The sequence below is a fragment of the Roseicyclus persicicus genome (genome assembly GCF_012395815.1).
GTDB lineage: Bacteria > Pseudomonadota > Alphaproteobacteria > Rhodobacterales > Rhodobacteraceae > Roseicyclus > Roseicyclus persicicus.
Window position 1 is genome coordinate 284931 of sequence record NZ_JAAZQQ010000001.1, and the last position, 14279, is coordinate 299209.

General features: G+C 71.1%; 15 protein-coding genes. 6 read left to right on the forward strand and 9 right to left on the reverse strand.

Annotated features, from left to right (window positions below):
- Positions 1-16: 16 nt before the first annotated feature.
- A complete protein-coding gene (locus HCU73_RS01460; protein WP_168621625.1) occupies positions 17-457 on the reverse strand; it encodes an excinuclease ABC subunit B in 441 nt (146 codons plus the stop codon).
- 111 nt (positions 458-568) lie between these two features.
- On the opposite strand from HCU73_RS01460, the gene HCU73_RS01465 reads away from it, so the two are divergent.
- Positions 569-1171 (forward strand): rhodanese-like domain-containing protein, encoded by a 603-nt coding sequence (locus HCU73_RS01465; protein WP_168621626.1) that lies wholly within the window; start codon positions 569-571, stop codon positions 1169-1171.
- A 64-nt stretch (positions 1172-1235) separates the two neighbouring features.
- Here the strand turns inward: HCU73_RS01465 and HCU73_RS01470 are convergent, their stop codons facing one another.
- The 5 genes from HCU73_RS01470 to HCU73_RS01490 all read right to left on the reverse strand — a co-directional run bounded on the left by HCU73_RS01470 (position 1236) and on the right by HCU73_RS01490 (position 7171).
- Entirely contained in the window at positions 1236-1574 is a 339-nt protein-coding gene (locus tag HCU73_RS01470; protein ID WP_168621627.1) for an EamA family transporter, read from the reverse strand.
- A gap of 137 nt (positions 1575-1711) precedes the next feature.
- Positions 1712-2590: a dimethyl sulfoxide reductase anchor subunit family protein gene (locus HCU73_RS01475; protein ID WP_168621628.1), complete on the reverse strand. Its 879-nt coding sequence runs from the start codon at positions 2588-2590 to the stop codon at positions 1712-1714.
- Positions 2590-3336, reverse strand: a complete 747-nt coding sequence (locus HCU73_RS01480) for a 4Fe-4S dicluster domain-containing protein (protein WP_168621629.1) — start codon at positions 3334-3336, stop codon at positions 2590-2592. Before HCU73_RS01480 ends, HCU73_RS01475 begins: the two co-directional genes overlap by 1 nt.
- Positions 3337-3384: 48 nt before the next feature.
- A complete protein-coding gene (locus HCU73_RS01485) occupies positions 3385-4227 on the reverse strand; it encodes an alpha/beta fold hydrolase (RefSeq protein ID WP_168621630.1) in 843 nt (280 codons plus the stop codon).
- A 118-nt stretch (positions 4228-4345) separates the two neighbouring features.
- Positions 4346-7171 carry a molybdopterin oxidoreductase family protein gene (locus HCU73_RS01490; protein ID WP_168621631.1) on the reverse strand — a complete coding sequence of 942 codons (2826 nt, stop codon included), beginning with the start codon at positions 7169-7171 and terminating at the stop codon, positions 4346-4348.
- 172 nt (positions 7172-7343) lie between these two features.
- On the opposite strand from HCU73_RS01490, the gene HCU73_RS01495 reads away from it, so the two are divergent.
- Positions 7344-8579, forward strand: a complete 1236-nt coding sequence (locus HCU73_RS01495; protein ID WP_168621632.1) for a Coenzyme F420 hydrogenase/dehydrogenase, beta subunit C-terminal domain — start codon at positions 7344-7346, stop codon at positions 8577-8579.
- Between the two features lie 459 nt (positions 8580-9038).
- On the opposite strand, the gene HCU73_RS01500 is transcribed toward HCU73_RS01495, so the two are convergent.
- Positions 9039-10226 (reverse strand): cupin domain-containing protein, encoded by a 1188-nt coding sequence (locus HCU73_RS01500; RefSeq protein ID WP_168621633.1) that lies wholly within the window; start codon positions 10224-10226, stop codon positions 9039-9041.
- A 173-nt stretch (positions 10227-10399) separates the two neighbouring features.
- Here HCU73_RS01500 and HCU73_RS01505 point away from each other — a divergent pair, with 173 nt between their 5' ends.
- The gene (locus HCU73_RS01505) at positions 10400-10699 is read left to right on the forward strand and encodes a hypothetical protein (RefSeq protein WP_168621634.1); all 300 of its coding nucleotides are present in this window, start codon (positions 10400-10402) and stop codon (positions 10697-10699) included.
- A 76-nt stretch (positions 10700-10775) separates the two neighbouring features.
- Here HCU73_RS01505 and HCU73_RS01510 read toward each other — a convergent pair whose 3' ends face one another.
- Both HCU73_RS01510 and HCU73_RS01515 read right to left on the reverse strand, forming a co-directional pair.
- Complete coding sequence (locus HCU73_RS01510; protein ID WP_168621635.1) at positions 10776-11477, reverse strand: winged helix-turn-helix domain-containing protein; 702 nt, start codon at positions 11475-11477, stop codon at positions 10776-10778.
- Positions 11449-11733 (reverse strand): hypothetical protein, encoded by a 285-nt coding sequence (locus HCU73_RS01515; protein ID WP_168621636.1) that lies wholly within the window; start codon positions 11731-11733, stop codon positions 11449-11451. Before HCU73_RS01515 ends, HCU73_RS01510 begins: the two co-directional genes overlap by 29 nt.
- A 219-nt stretch (positions 11734-11952) precedes the next feature.
- Here HCU73_RS01515 and HCU73_RS01520 point away from each other — a divergent pair, with 219 nt between their 5' ends.
- The 3 genes from HCU73_RS01520 to HCU73_RS01530 all read left to right on the forward strand — a co-directional run bounded on the left by HCU73_RS01520 (position 11953) and on the right by HCU73_RS01530 (position 14255).
- Positions 11953-12387: a hypothetical protein gene (locus tag HCU73_RS01520; RefSeq protein ID WP_168621637.1), complete on the forward strand. Its 435-nt coding sequence runs from the start codon at positions 11953-11955 to the stop codon at positions 12385-12387.
- A gap of 45 nt (positions 12388-12432) precedes the next feature.
- Positions 12433-13071, forward strand: coding sequence for a ribonuclease HII (locus HCU73_RS01525; protein WP_168621638.1), 639 nt, complete (start codon positions 12433-12435; stop codon positions 13069-13071).
- A gap of 80 nt (positions 13072-13151) precedes the next feature.
- A complete protein-coding gene (locus tag HCU73_RS01530) occupies positions 13152-14255 on the forward strand; it encodes a site-specific DNA-methyltransferase (RefSeq protein ID WP_168621639.1) in 1104 nt (367 codons plus the stop codon).
- The last annotated feature ends 24 nt before the right edge of the window (positions 14256-14279 follow it).

Sequence of the window (14279 nt, forward strand, 5' to 3'; positions counted from 1 at the left end):
GCAGGCCCGCGCAGGCTCAGGCGCTGGGGGCGGCGGTGCAGGCCTCGAAGGCGGCGACCTCGGGGGCGGCGCCCGCAAGCGAGAAGGGCACCGCGACATCGCCCGCCAGCATCGCGGCGACGAGGTTCCCGGACAGGCCGTTCAGGACATTGCCGAAGCCGCGGTCGGTGACGGTCAGCGACAGGCCGTCGTCGGACAGGCTGTGGCGGTCGGTGCCGATGGTCAGCTCGGCCCCGCCGAGGAAGGCGATCTCGAAGCGGGGGACGGCGGGCCAGGGCTCGGGCCGGGTGACGGTGATGGAATAGACCGGCAGGGACGGGTCGTAGGTCAGGCGCACCTCGCCCGCGGCGGGATCGCTGTGGGTGAGGGTGCAGAGCGCGCCCTCGACCCCGGCCTGCCAGGCGGCGGCGGGGCCCGCGGCGGCGACAAGGGCGGCGAGGAGGGCGAGGCGGCGCATGGCGCAAGGGTAGTGCGGCGGGCGGGGCCGGCCAGGGGTGCGACGACAGGCGGGTTGACCCAAGGGCCCGGCAGGCGGACCCTTGCGGGAGTGGAGACAAGGGAGGATCCCATGCGGAAGATGACCCTGACACTGGCGCTGCTGGCCCTGCCGGCGGCGGCGCTCGCCGACCCGGTCGGCATCACCCCCGACATGATGTCGGTCAGCGTGCCGACGGCGACCGGCATGGTCGAGATCATGCGCAACCAGGACAATGACAACCGCCTGTCGGGCGACTGGACGCTGACCTCGCGGCCCTGCCCCAATTTCTGCATCCAGCCGATGGTTCCCGCACCCGGCGTGACGCCGGTGGGCGAGCTGGAGGTGATCGCGGCGCTGCAGGACGAGGACACCGTGGTGATCGACGGGCGCGTCCGGCCCGAATTCGAGGCCGGCACCATTCCGGGCGCGGTGTCGGTGCCCTATACCGAGGCCGCCGACCGGCTGGGCGAGCTGGGCTGCGAGCCCGACTTCGACGGCTGGATCTGCGACGGCGAGGGCGTGGCCCGTGTCGTGCTGTTCTGCAACGGGCCGTGGTGCGGCCAGTCGCCCACCGCGGCGCGGCGGATGATCGAGGCGGGGTTCCCGGCCGAGAACATCAGCTACTACCGCGGCGGAATGCAGAGCTGGCAGATGCTGGGCCTGACCGTGGTGCCCGGCGGCGCGGGCGGCTGAGGCCGCCCCGCGGGGGCGACGGCCGCGGCCGGACGGGCGCAGGGGCGCGGCCGCCTGCGCCCGGTCATTCGACCCGTGTCATCAGCAGCATGGCGGCCAGCGCGCAGCCGATCCCGGCGCATTCGCGCAGGCCCAGCCGTTCGCCGAACACCGCCGCGCCGATCAGGGCGAGCGCCACCAGCGTCAGCATGGAATAGGCGACGCCGGCCTGGCCGAGGCTCAGGTGGCGCATCGCGCCGAACCACAGCAGCGCCGAGATGCCGTAGAGCACGATGCCGACCACCACGAGCAGCGACAGGGCGGCAAGGCCGCGGTCGGCGGCGAGCTTGAGAAGGAAATCGCCGGCGATCACCACCAGTGCCGTGACGGTGATGAAGCCGAACCCGAGTGTGATGCTTTGCATGATACGATCCCGCGCGCTTGCGCGGGCCTCCCGCTTAAAGGGCCAGCCTGCGGGCAGGGCGGCGACGGGACAATGGCGGATGTCCCTACCCTGGGCGGCGGTCGCGGGTCCGGCGGTGCGACCGGGCGTGCGGGCCGTCAGCCCCGCGCGCCGTAGTAGAGGCCGACGACGTGCTCGGCCTCGGCGAAGAACAGCCAGCGCGAGGCGAGCATCCCCGCGACGTGGCTCAGCACCGCGAGCCCGCCCAGCAGGTGCCCCGCGCCTGGCACCAGGATCAGCCCGAGCGGCAGGGCATAGCCGAAGGTCAGCGCGAGCGCCCGCAGCTTGCGCGCATGTTTGCGGCCGACGCGGTGCACCATTTCCCGCAGCAGGTAGTTCGTGCCCGTGTGCGGCGGCGCGAAGGCCCGGATGCGCCCCGGCGCCCCGAGCCCCGTGGCCGAGGCGAGGCTCTGCCCGACCTCGGCGAAGCGCGCGTCGCCGACCTTCCAGTGCCCGACCTGGATCAGCCCCGCCACCAGCAGGAGCACCGAGGCGGGCGTGATCTGCCCGGCGAGCAGCGCGCCCCCGGCGAGGCTGGCCGACACCAGGTGCAGCGGCGTCAGCACCTGGTTCCAGCGGGGGACGGCGCGGATCTGGGTGTAGATCATCGCGGTGGCCAGCACGGTGGCGAGCGACAGCGCCGCGCCGAGCCAGCCGAGGGGGGTGAAGGTGACGCCGAGAAACACCGCGGCGGCGGCATGGAGGCCCATCACGACAAGGGCCGCGACGGCGGCCCAGGCCTCGCGGCTGAGCCAGCTGGAGCGCCATTGGCTGAAGGCCTTGAGCGCGCGTTCGGGATGGCCGAGGTGGAAGGTCGAGGCGACGAGCCCACCGACGGCCAGCGCGTAGGCGATCAGGAAGAACCAGAACGCCGTCCAGCCGGTGACCTCGGGCTCGCCGATGCCGAGAAAGACGAGGAGGCCGAAGCCGAGCCCCGAGAGCACCGTGAACAGGATGACGGAAGGCGCCGGGTGCATCAGAGCCGCTCGAGCGCGCGGTCGAGCCAGCCGAGGAAGCCCTGCGGGCTGTCGGCGACAGGTTCGAGGAAGGGGGCGAGGACCGAGGCGTCCTCCCAGCGGTCCCTGGGGCGCGGGGGGAGGTACTTGTTGACGGGCTTCGTGCCGAGGTCGGGCATCAGGTCAAGGCCGGCGCGGTCGGCGACCAGCCGGCTGACCGCGCTGTCGGGGTCGGCGAGGTCGCCGAAGTGCCGCGCGCCGGTGGGGCAGGTGCGGACGCAGGCGGGCTCGCGGTCTTCTTCTGCAAGATTTTCGTTGTAGATGCGGTCGACGCAGAGCGTGCATTTCTTCATGACGCGCGCCGTGGCGTCCATTTCGCGGGCGCCGTAGGGGCAGGCCCAGGCGCAGAGGCCGCAGCCGATGCAGTCGGATTCATTTACAAGAACGATGCCATCCTCGGCGCGCTTGTAGCTGGCGCCGGTGGGGCAGACGGTGACGCAGGGCGCGTCGTCGCAATGCAGGCAGGATTTCGGGAAGTGGACGATCTGCGCCGGGGCGTTTTCCGGCGTGATTTCATAGGTATGGACCCGGTTCAGGAAGGTGCCCGAGGGGTCTGGGCCGTAGGGGTCCTGGTCGCTGAGGGGGGCGCCGTAATTCTCGGTGTTCCAGCCCTTGCAGGCGACGACGCAGGCCTGGCAGCCGACGCAGGTGTCGAGGTCGATGACGAGGCCGAGCTTGCGGTCGGTGCGGGCGGGCAGGCAGGTCATGGCGCGTCACATCCCGTACAAGGGGCGTACACAGCCTGTGCATACGGCTCAGCCATCGGCGCCCCCTGTGCCCTGCGCGGCCACGAAGCCCGCGAGATCGTCGGCGAAGCGGTCGGGCGCCTCGAGGAAGGGGGCGTGGCCGACGCCTGCGTAGCCGAGGAAGCGGCCGTTGGGCATGAGGCGGGCGGCGGCCTCGCCGGTGGCGGGGGTGACGACGCTGTCGGACAGGCCGTGGATGACGAGGCCCGGGCAGGCCATCGCGGCGTAGACCGGGCGGACGTCGACATCGGCGCCGAACAGCGCGCGGCGGACATGGGCGGGGCAGAGCATGTTGGCGCCGACGAGGCTGGCGTAGGTGAGGCGGTCCAGGGGCTGTTCGGTGCAGGCGTCCACGAAGCGGGCGGTGGCGGCCAGCCGGCGCGGCACGTCGTCGGTGTAGAGGTCGCGGTCGCGGCCGGGGGAGGCGGCGCCCACCATCCAGTCCTCGCGCGCGGCGCCGATGGCGAGGATGCCGCCCGCCAGCACGATGCCGGCGAGGTGGGCGTCGCCATGGGTGGCGATGTGGGCGGCGATGACGCGGGAGCCGTAGGACCAGCCGGCGAGGGTGGGGCGGTGGAGGCGTTCGGCGTCGATCACCGCCTGCACGTCGTCGCCCCAGAGCGCGGTGTCGGTGTAGGCGGCGGGGTCGGCGGGCTGGTCGGAGGCGCCATGGCCGCGCAGGTCCATCGCGACGAGGTGGAAGCGGTCGGCCAGCCGGTCGAGCGTGGGTTGCCAGCAGGTGAACTGCTGCGCCCAGCCGTGGATCAGGAGGATCGCCGGCGCGCCGGGGTCGCCCGCGGTGGTGTAGGCGATGCGGGTGCCGTCGGAGGATGTCGCGTGGCGGGTGGTCATGCGCTGCGTCTCGTGGAAGCGGAGGGGTTTCGCCCGCTTGTGCGGGCGACCGAAGCGAGGGGGGCTGTCTGCCCCCCTCGACCCCCCGAGAGTATTTGGAAAGCAAAGATGCGGGGGGTCATGGGCCGATCTTCCAGGCGAGGGTGGCGGGGCCCTGCCCGACGGGCGAGGCGAGCGGGGGGAAGGCGGGTTGCGATTCCTGCGGGGCGGGGGCCTTTTCGACGCGGACGCGGAGGTCGAACCAGGCGGCTTGTCCCGTCACCGGGTCGGAGTTGGCCCAGCGGTGGCCGTCGCCCCTGGGCGGCAGAAGTTCATGTATAAGATGATTGAGAAGGAAGCCGCGGGTCGCCTCGGGCGCCCTGGGGTCGAGCGCCCAGGCGCCCTTGCGCTTGCCGATGGCGTTCCAGGTCCAGACCGTGTGCGGGTTCAGGGCGGCCATGTGGGCGACGGGCACCACGATCTCGCCATGGGGGGAGGTGACGCGGGCCCAGTCGCCCTCGGCGAAGCCCTGCGCCTCCCAGACGGCGGTGGGCAGGTAGAGGGGGTTTTCCCCGTGGATCTGCCGGAGCCAGGCGTTCTGGCTGCCCCAGCTGTGATACATCGCCATCGGGCGCTGGGTGAGGGCGTGGAGCGGGTAGTCGGACTGGTCGATCGCGGCCTGTTCCAGCGGTTCGGACCAGTGCGGGAGCGGGTCCATCGCGGCGACGAGGCGGGCGCGGAGGTGGTCGGGCGGCTGGTGGTCGCCCTGGCCTTCGGCGGCGCGCTGGAAGCGGCGCAGCGGTTCGAGCCAGAGGTTGAAGAGGTAGGGCTGTCGCCTGTCCTGCAGGCCGAGCGCGATGGCCCAGTCCTGGTAGGCCGCGTTCCACGGCTTCATGAAGCGGGCGCCGGTGGGGATATGGTGGGTGAAGACGCCGCCGTTGTCGATGTAGCGCGCGATCTGGTCCCCGTTGGGCGCGCCGCGACCCGTGTCGGTGCCGTCGCCGCGGAAGCCCATCAGGGGGCCGATGCCGGGGCGGCGTTCGTGGCGCTGGATGTAGTCGGCGTAGTCGGCGTAGGCGGGGCGGCCGTCGTCGGTGACGAAGCCCGGCAGGCCCAGCCGCGCGCCGAGGTCGATCAGGACGGACTGGAAGCCGCGCACGTCGCGGTCGGGCTCCACCACCGGCCAGCGGATCGCGTCGCCCGCGGCGTCGGCCTCGGAGATCGGGCGGTCGAGCAGGCTGATGCAGTCGTGGCGTTCGAGGTAGGTGGTGTCGGGCAGGATCAGGTCGGCATAGGCGACCATCTCGGAGGAATAGGCGTCGGAGTAGATGATGCGGGGGATGACATACTCGCCCGTGTCCGGGTCGATGTCGGTGAGCATCCGGGTGACGCGTTCCGTGCCCATCGAGGAGTTCCACGCCATGTTCGCCATGTAGAGGAACAGGGTGTCGATCCTGTAGGGGTCGCCGGCATGGGCATTGGCGATGACCATGTGCATCAGGCCATGGGCGGACAGCGGGTTTTCCCAGCTGAACGCCTTGTCGATGCGCAGCGGCCGGCCCGCGGCGTCGACGGCGAGATCCTCGGGGCCGAGGGGGAAGCCGAGGTGCGGCCCTTTCAGCGGCTGGCCGGGGGTGGCGCGGGCGTTCGGGCGCGGCTGGGCCTCCATCGGTTTGGGGCAGGGCGGCTTGAAGCGGAAGCCGCCGGGGGTTTCCACGGTGCCGAGCAGGATCTGCAGCAGGTGCAGCGCGCGGGCGGTCTGGAAGCCGTTGGAATGGGCCGAGATGCCGCGCATGGCGTGCATGGCGACGGGGCGGCCGGTGACGGTTTCGTGGCGTTCGCCGCGGAAATCGGTCCAGGGCTCGGCGATCTCGATCGCCTGATCGAAGGCGACATGGGCGAGCTCGGCTGCCAGCGCCCGGATGCGGGGCGCGGGGACGCCGCAGCGGTCGGCGACCGTCTCGGGGGCGTAGTCGGGCGACAGGTAGCGGTCGGCTAGGATCTGGAACACCGGGCGGTGGGTGATGCCGGCGCGGCGGTAGCCATGGGCGAGGCCGGGTTTCACCCCGGGCGCGTCGAAGGCCACGGGCAGGCCGGTGCGGCGGTCGAGGACCAGCGGCTTGCCGGCGGCGTCGCGCAGGAACAGGCCGCGGTCGGGGCTTTTGGGGTCCTCGTTCACCAGCAGGGGCGCGTTGGTCCAGCGCGCGAGGTAGTCGAGGTCGACCTTGCCGGCCTGCAGGAGGCAATGAACCAGCGACAGGATCAGGAGGCCGTCGGTGCCGGGTGTGATGCCGATCCAGTCGTCTGCGACGGCGTTGTAGCCGGTGCGGATCGGGTTGATCCCGATGATCCGCGCGCCGCGGTCCTTGAGCTGGCCGATGCCGATCTTGATCGGGTTCGAATCATGGTCCTCGGCCACGCCGAAGAGGAGGAGGAGCCTGGCCCGCTCCCAATCCGGCTGGCCGAATTCCCAGAAGGCGCCGCCCATCGTGGCGATGCCCGCGGCGGCCATGTTGACCGAGCAGAAGCCGCCATGGGCCGCGTAGTTCGGCGTGCCGAACATCTGCGCCCACCAGCCGGTCAGCGACTGCGACTGGTCGCGGCCGGTGAAGAAGGCGAGTTTCTCGGGCGCGGTGGCGCGGAGCGGGGCCATCCAGTCGACGGCGGTCTGCAGCGCCTCGTCCCAGCTGATCTCCTCGAACTGGCCGGAGCCGCGCGGGCCGACCCGGCGCAGCGGCGCGCGCAGGCGGGAGGGCGCGTTGACCTGCATGATCCCCGCGCTGCCCTTGGCGCAGAGCACGCCCTTGTTCACCGGGTGGTCGCGGTTGCCCTCGATGTAGGCGACGCGGCCGCCCTTGAGGTGCACGTCGATCCCGCAGCGGCAGGCGCACATGTAGCAGGTGGTCTTGTGCGTCGCGTCGCCGATCGGCGGCGACAGGTCGAGCGTCGGTTGCTGGTGCGCCATCCGCCCTCCCCGCGGTCTGGGTGCCTTGGGGCCAAGGTTTGGCCGGGTCGGGGGGCGGATGCAAGGCACCAGCGGGGGTCCGTGCAGTGTCAGACCGGATGTGTAAACTCAAGTTGACACTTTCGGTCGCGGGGCGGATAGTGGGGGCCTGCCCTGTGACCGGACCTGCCCCATGCCCAAGGATCTCTCGACGCCCGGACTTGCCGTCCCCGTGCTGCCCGGCGCGGCGCGGCCCGGCCTCTGCACCGACTGCGGGGTCAGCCGGATGGGCGACGGGCGCGCCTGCGGGCGGGCCTGCCAGTTCATCCAGCCCGACTACGAGGGGACGGAGCACCGCGTCCATGGCCGGGTGGCCGACCCCGAGCTGGGCGAGGAGGCGTTTTTCGGCGTGACGCAGGCGATGCTGCGGGCGCGGCTGGCCCCGCCCGCGCCGGGGGCGCAGTGGACCGGGATCACCACGGCGCTGGCCGCGGCGCTGCTGGAGGCCGGCAAGGTCGACGCGGTGCTGGCCGTGCGCCCGCACCCCGAGGACAAGTGGCGCCCCGAGCCGGTGATCGTGACCGACCCGGCGGAGCTCGCGCAGTGCCGCGGGATGCGGATGGGCTACGCGCCGACGCTGGCCGCGCTGGCACCCGCGGCGGCGGCCGGCCACAGGCGCATCGCGGTGATCGGCATTCCCTGCCAGGTCTACGCGCTGCGCCAGATCGAGGCGGAGCTGGGGTTCCGCCGGATCTACGTCATCGGCACGCCCTGTTCGGACAACACCACGACCGAGAATTTCCACGAGTTCCTCGCGCTGCTGGACACGCGGCCCGACACGATCTCCTACCTCGAGTTCCGCGCCGATTACCGGGTCGAGCTGCGCTTCGACGACGGGCGGCCGACACGGACGGTGCCCTTCCTGAAGCTGCCGATTTCCAAGCTCAGGCCCGATTTCTTCCCGATGACCTGCAAGACCTGCGTCGACTACACCAACCGGCTGGCCGACATCACGGTGGGCTACATGGGCGGCGACGGCGACCAGTGGCTGATCGTGCGCAACCACCGCGGCGCGGAGATGCTGGAGGCGATCCGGGGTCGGCTGGAGGAACGCCGGCTGACCGACAAGGGCAAGCGCGGGGGCGCGGTGAAGGGCTTTCTCGCCAATACCGAGCGCGCGGCGGGGGGGCTGCCGCTGCGGGCGATGCCCGACTGGGCGCGACCCATCGTGGCCTTCCTGCAGCCGCGGATCGGGCCGCGGGGGCTGGAATTCGCCCGGGCGAGGGTCGAGATGAAGGCGATCGAGACGATCCTGCACCTGCGCCGCGCCTACCCGGCGCGGGTCAAGAACATGGTCCCGCCGCATGTCTGGCGGGTGGCGGCGCGCTACGGCCTTGTCCCCGCCGCGGGCGAAACGCGGGACGAGTGACCGCGCACCCCTGATCCAAAGGCGCGCGTTCCGCGCAAGTCCTTTGCCTCGCCGCCCCCCAAGGGGGTCGGCTCAGGCGGCGCGTGCTGCGAGGGTCTGCCCCTGGTCAGGCGGCGCACGCACGGCGAGGTTGGGCTTGAGTATTTGGAAAGCAAAGATGGGGCAGGGTCGTCCCCCGCCCGGGCGCCGGACGCAGCGGGTGGGGGACGCCTCATCTTCGCTTGCGGTCATCGGCTCTCCAGCCTGTACCGCGGGGCCATCCTGCGGCCCGAGTCGTCAAGAAACCCCTAACGGCTCATCTTTGCTTCGGAAATACTCCAGGGGGAGGCGCCAGGGGCGCCGGGGGGCTGGCCCCCCGAGGCGACGTTCCCCCCCAGCCACGGCGTCCGACAGGGGCCCCGCGCCGCGCAAGCGGCGCGCCCCCGGCGACGGCGCAGCCGGCGCAACCCCTGCCCGGGGTCAGTGCACCAGCATCAGCCCTTCGCGCACCAGCCGCCGCACCAGCACCAGCTTGCCCGCGTCGTCGAGGTCGCCGGGCAGGTCGCCGACGCGGAAATCCCGCGTCGCGATCGCGTATTCCAGCGGTTCCTTCGCGAATTCCGGCAGCTCGATCTCGGCGCCGTGGCACACCAGCCGCACCAGCCCCTCGTCGGCCAGGTGCCGCAGGTCGTGGATCAGGTGCGGCCGGGCGCCCACCCGGCTGTCCACGGTCAGCGCCTTGAGCCTGGCCACCTGCGCCATCTGCCCTTCGACCCGCGGCACCCGGCCGGTCAGGAATTCCTGGCGGAAGCTTTCCATCAGCTTGCCCAGCGGCGCCTCGTGCGCGACCAGCCCCAGCATCTCCTCGAAGGCGGCCTGGTGCTGCGCGTAGTCGTAGCCCGGGTTGGCGTAGCCCGGCGGCAGGGCATGGCGCAGCGACGGCTCCTTGTGGGCCATGACGTTGACCGCCTCGACCAGCACGTCGGCCCAGGTGCGGAACATCAGCCCGGTGGTGATGTGCAGCGACGGCTCGCCGGTGGCCACCGCGTCATGGGCCAGCCCGCGCGGCACGTAGAGCATGTCGCCCGGCTGCAGCAGGAAGCGTTCGGTTTCCTCCCCCACCTGCACGTCGTCGGGGTTGAAGGCCTGCGTGGTCAGCGGAAGCGGGACCGGCGTGTCGTAGAAGCGCCATTCCTTGGTGCCCGCGATCTGCATCACGATCACGTCGTGGTCGTCGTAGTGCGCGCGGAAGCCCTGGCTCTGGGCCTGGGTCATGTAGATGTTGGTCTGCACCCGGCAGGACATCACCGCCTCGAGCGCCCGGCAGAACCGCGCCAGTTCCGGCAGCCGCTCGTGCAGGCCCGACAGGATCACGGTCGCGCCCTCGTCGAACAGCCGCGTCACCCGCACCGGGTCGACGAAGCCGCTTTCGTAGGCGAAGTCCGCGGGCGTGATGCTGCCGCCGGCCTTGGTCACGTTGATCTCGGGCACCGACAGGCCCATGGTCGCCACCACCCGGTCGATGTCGTCGAAGGACAGGAGGCCGGCGTAGTAGCCGGGATCGTTCCGCGCGATGCGCAGCGGCTTCTTCTCGAAGTACTCGGTGAAGAAGGTGTCCTGGGTGACCGGGGCGAGGGTCCAGTCGAAGCTGTAGTCCTTGGAGGTCATGGTCGCTCACGTTTGGGCTGTCGGATCGGGTGCCGTGACACTCAGAGCACGCCCCGCCCCGGGTCTCAATCCCTTTCCGACCTCGGGGAAACCCGAAGTTGACCGGATGGTTAAGCTCTGCGATGGTGCCGCAGGGACCGACAGCAAGACAGCGGCTAAAGGAGACACGTGCCATGTCCAGCGACGACAAGAAGACCCCCAAGACGCTGTCCGACAGCGACATCAAGACCGAACACCATGCCGGCCGGCGCGGCTTTCTGGGCCTCGTGGCCGTCGGCGGCGCCGCCGGTGCCGCGGCGGCCCTGACGGGCGGCTCGGCCCAGGCCCAGGCGACCGACATCGACAACGGCAACTGGACCGACCGCGGCGGCTGCGGCCGGGGCGGCGGCGGCCTGTACACCGGCCGGACCGATGCCGACAACGGCAACATCACCGATGCGGCCGGCTACGGCCGCGGCGCGCCCTATTGCTGAGGCGCCTGAGCACCCAGATGCGGAAAACGCGGCCCCCGGGGCCGCGTTTTTCGTTTCAGGGCCCGGCGGCGCCGGGTCAGATCATGCGGATCACGTCCTTGTCGATCGCCAGCACGTAGCCGCGCCGGGCGATGTTCTTGACCAGGAGCTCGCTGACGATCTGGTTGCCCAGCGTGTCGCGCAGCCGCTTGATCCGGGTCGCGCCGGCGGCCTCGTCGGCGTCGCTCTCGTGCTTGCCGGACACCATCGCCTCGATCTGCGCGCCGGTCAGCACCTCGTCGTCGAGCCGCGCCTCGGCCAGCACGCTGAGCGTTTCCATCGCCGCGTCGGTCAGCTTGAACTCGAGGTTGTTGATCAGCACCACCCGTTCCTCCCGGCTGAGGATCAGGGACGACACCTGGATGCCCTGCCGCTCGATCTGGCCGATGCGGCGGTTCAGGGTCACGATGGTGACGAGGAACACGAGGCACGCCACCAGCAGTGCGGTGGCGAAGACCATCAGCACGAAGATCACCGCCCGGTAGCTGGCCAGCACCTTGGCGAAGGAGGTGCCGGTCTGCGCCATCACCTCCAGCACCCGCGTCGCGTCGGGGTTACGCACGTCGTTCAGGACGAACACCTCCTCGACCGCCGCGTTGAAGGCGTCGGCGTCGGGCAGGTTCAGGAACAGGAGCACCGCCGAGGTCACCAGGACGGCGACCACCGCGAGAATGCCCAGCTGCACGATCCGCGCCGAGGCGGCGCGCGTCTCAGAAACGGAGGTAATACTCTCCGGCATCCGCCCTCCTTGCGGCGAGGCCGGTCTCGTCGAAGACCGACACCACCTGCAACAACTGCCATCCCCCCGCCGCCAGCCGCTGCGCGATCAGCGGCGTGGCGGCCGGGATCGAACAGGCGTCGTCGGGCAGGTCGATCACACCGTAGTGCAGTCTGAGGGGGTTATCCATCTTTGCGCGATAGTCGGCGTAACAGGCCTGGGCGGGGCCGGCGGCGACGAGCGCGAGGAGGGCTGGGATCAGGAGGCGGGTCATCATGGGTCTGCTCTGGTCTCGGGCGGGGACCCGTTGCGTCGGGCCGTCCTGACCCGATGTGCGGCATGGGGGGGCGTCATGCAATGACGGTCGTCCGCGGTGCCGCCGTTATCCAATAACACGGCCCCGATATTGAGCGGCACGGGCGCAGGGGGGAACAGTGCGGGCAGGGCGTGCGGCACCTGGCGCACGCCGACCCATGCACCCGACCGGAGACCTGCCATGTTCCGCTCCCTACGCTCTTCCCTCTCCGCCTTCGCGCTGGCCGCGGCCGTCGCGCTGGGTGGCCTTGGCGCCACCGCTGCGCCCGCCCGTGCCGATGCCGACGATGCCGCGCGCATCCTCGGCGGGATCATCGCGCTCTATGCCATCGGCCGCGCCATCGAGATGTCGAACGACCGCAACCACCCGACGCGGCAATACCACGTGCCCGCCCCCCACGGCCGGATCGCCCCGGCGCATTGTTACGTCGAGTTCCCGGCCCGGGACGGCTATTTCCGCGGCTATTCCGGCCCCTGCCTGCAGCATTCGGTCCGCCACGGCCTGCCCGATGCCTGCGCCCGCGACTACCACACCCAGCACGGGCGGCAGACCTTCTACGGCGCCCGCTGCATGAGCCAGCACGGCTGGCAGCACGAGATCGGCTACGGCCACTGAGCCGCCCGGCTTGTGCCGGCGCGCGCGGCGTGGGATGACGCCCCCATGCCGCGCAGCCAGCCCGAACTGACCCACGAGATCGCCCTCGGCGGCCGCGTCGCCGGCGTGGACGAGGCGGGGCGCGGGCCGCTGGCCGGGCCCGTGGCGGCGGCCGCCGTCGTGCTCGACCCCGCGCGCCTGCCGCCGGGGCTGAACGATTCCAAGGCGCTGACCGCCCGCCGCCGCGCCGCGTTGTTCGACCTGATCCACGAGACCGCCGAGGTCAGCCTGGCCTGGGCCAGCGTCGAGGAGATCGACCGGCTGAACATCCGCGCGGCGTCGCTGCTGGCCATGCGCCGGGCGGTCGAGGGCCTGGCACGGGTGCCCGACGCGGCGCTGATCGACGGCAACGCCTGCCCCGAGGGGCTGCCCTGCCGGGGGGTGACGCTGGTGAAGGGCGACGCCCTCAGCCTGTCGGTCGCCGCGGCCTCGATCGTGGCCAAGGTCGCGCGCGACCGGGTCATGGCGGAGCTGGCGCGGGCCTTTCCCGGCTATGGCTGGGAGGTCAACCAGGGCTACCCCACGGCGGAACACCGCGCCGCCCTACAAGATATGGGGGTGACGCCTCACCATAGGCGGTCGTTCCGGCCGGTGCACAACATCTTGCTGTCGGGTGCCGCCCAACACATTGATTCCAAAAAATAAATTGACGCCGAATCGGTCTTGGGCGATTCTGCCTCCATCCCGAGACAAACGCCCGTCAGAGGCGCGGACCAGAGGCAGAGATGACAACGAAAACGAAATCCGAGGCGGCAGCCACGCTGCCGCGCAACACGATTCTGGCCGGTGACTGCATCGAGGTGATGCGGAGCCTGCCGGAGGCATCGGTCGACCTGATCTTTGCCGATCCGCCCTACAACCTGCAGCTCAAGGGCGCGCTGCACCGGCCCAACAACACGCTGGTCGACGCCTGCGACGATCACTGGGACCAGTTCGACACCTTCGCCGCCTACGACGCCTTCACCAAGGCGTGGCTGGCCGAGGCGCAGCGCCTGCTGAAGCCCGACGGGGCGATCTGGGTGATCGGCAGCTACCACAACATCTTTCGCGTCGGCGCCGAGCTGCAGAACCAGGGCTTCTGGATCCTGAACGACGTGGTCTGGCGCAAGTCGAACCCGATGCCGAATTTCCGCGGCAAGCGGCTGACCAACGCGCACGAGACGCTGATCTGGGCGTCGAAGTCGGAGGCGGCGAAGTACACCTTCAACTACGAGGCGCTGAAGGCGCTGAACGAGGGCGTGCAGATGCGGTCGGACTGGGTGATCCCGATCTGCAACGGCGGCGAGCGGCTGAAGGACGAGAAGGGCGACAAGGCCCACCCGACGCAGAAGCCCGAGGCGCTGCTGCACCGGATCCTTGTCGGCACGACGCACCCCGGCGACGTGGTGCTGGACCCGTTCTTCGGCACCGGCACCACGGGGGCGGTGGCCAAGATGCTGGGCCGCGACTGGATCGGGATCGAGCGCGAGGAGGCCTACCGCGCCATCGCCGAGAAGCGGCTGGGCAATGTGCGCCGGCTGGACCGCGGCGCGCTGGAGGTGGCGGTGTCGAAGCGGCAGGAGCCGCGGGTGCCCTTTGGCCAGCTGGTCGAGCGCGGGATGCTGCGGCCGGGCGAGATGCTGGTGAACGCGCGCGGGCAGATGGCCAAGGTGCGCGTCGACGGCACGCTGATCGCCGATGACGTGAAGGGCTCGATCCACCAGGTCGGCGCCCGGCTGGAGGGCGCGCCGTCGTGCAACGGCTGGACCTACTGGCATTTCCGCCGCGACGGGCAGACGGTGCCCATCGACGTGCTGCGCCAGCAGCTGCGCGCCGAGATGGAGCGCTGAGCCACCCCTGATCCCGGGTCCGCG

What these genes read in the sequence shown, in the direction of transcription:
- HCU73_RS01520 (WP_168621637.1), top strand. Translation starts at nt 11,953, where the DNA reads ATGTTCCGCTCCCTACGCTCTTCCCTCTCCGCCTTCGCGCTGGCCGCG.
- HCU73_RS01470 (WP_168621627.1), bottom strand. Translation starts at nt 1,574, where the DNA reads ATGCAAAGCATCACACTCGGGTTCGGCTTCATCACCGTCACGGCACTG.
- HCU73_RS01465 (WP_168621626.1), top strand. Translation starts at nt 569, where the DNA reads ATGCGGAAGATGACCCTGACACTGGCGCTGCTGGCCCTGCCGGCGGCG.
- HCU73_RS01500 (WP_168621633.1), bottom strand. Translation starts at nt 10,226, where the DNA reads ATGACCTCCAAGGACTACAGCTTCGACTGGACCCTCGCCCCGGTCACC.
- HCU73_RS01530 (WP_168621639.1), top strand. Translation starts at nt 13,152, where the DNA reads ATGACAACGAAAACGAAATCCGAGGCGGCAGCCACGCTGCCGCGCAAC.
- HCU73_RS01475 (WP_168621628.1), bottom strand. Translation starts at nt 2,590, where the DNA reads ATGCACCCGGCGCCTTCCGTCATCCTGTTCACGGTGCTCTCGGGGCTC.
- HCU73_RS01515 (WP_168621636.1), bottom strand. Translation starts at nt 11,733, where the DNA reads ATGATGACCCGCCTCCTGATCCCAGCCCTCCTCGCGCTCGTCGCCGCC.
- HCU73_RS01460 (WP_168621625.1), bottom strand. Translation starts at nt 457, where the DNA reads ATGCGCCGCCTCGCCCTCCTCGCCGCCCTTGTCGCCGCCGCGGGCCCC.
- HCU73_RS01505 (WP_168621634.1), top strand. Translation starts at nt 10,400, where the DNA reads ATGTCCAGCGACGACAAGAAGACCCCCAAGACGCTGTCCGACAGCGAC.
- HCU73_RS01480 (WP_168621629.1), bottom strand. Translation starts at nt 3,336, where the DNA reads ATGACCTGCCTGCCCGCCCGCACCGACCGCAAGCTCGGCCTCGTCATC.
- HCU73_RS01495 (WP_168621632.1), top strand. Translation starts at nt 7,344, where the DNA reads ATGCCCAAGGATCTCTCGACGCCCGGACTTGCCGTCCCCGTGCTGCCC.
- HCU73_RS01490 (WP_168621631.1), bottom strand. Translation starts at nt 7,171, where the DNA reads ATGGCGCACCAGCAACCGACGCTCGACCTGTCGCCGCCGATCGGCGAC.
- HCU73_RS01485 (WP_168621630.1), bottom strand. Translation starts at nt 4,227, where the DNA reads ATGACCACCCGCCACGCGACATCCTCCGACGGCACCCGCATCGCCTAC.
- HCU73_RS01510 (WP_168621635.1), bottom strand. Translation starts at nt 11,477, where the DNA reads ATGCCGGAGAGTATTACCTCCGTTTCTGAGACGCGCGCCGCCTCGGCG.
- HCU73_RS01525 (WP_168621638.1), top strand. Translation starts at nt 12,433, where the DNA reads ATGCCGCGCAGCCAGCCCGAACTGACCCACGAGATCGCCCTCGGCGGC.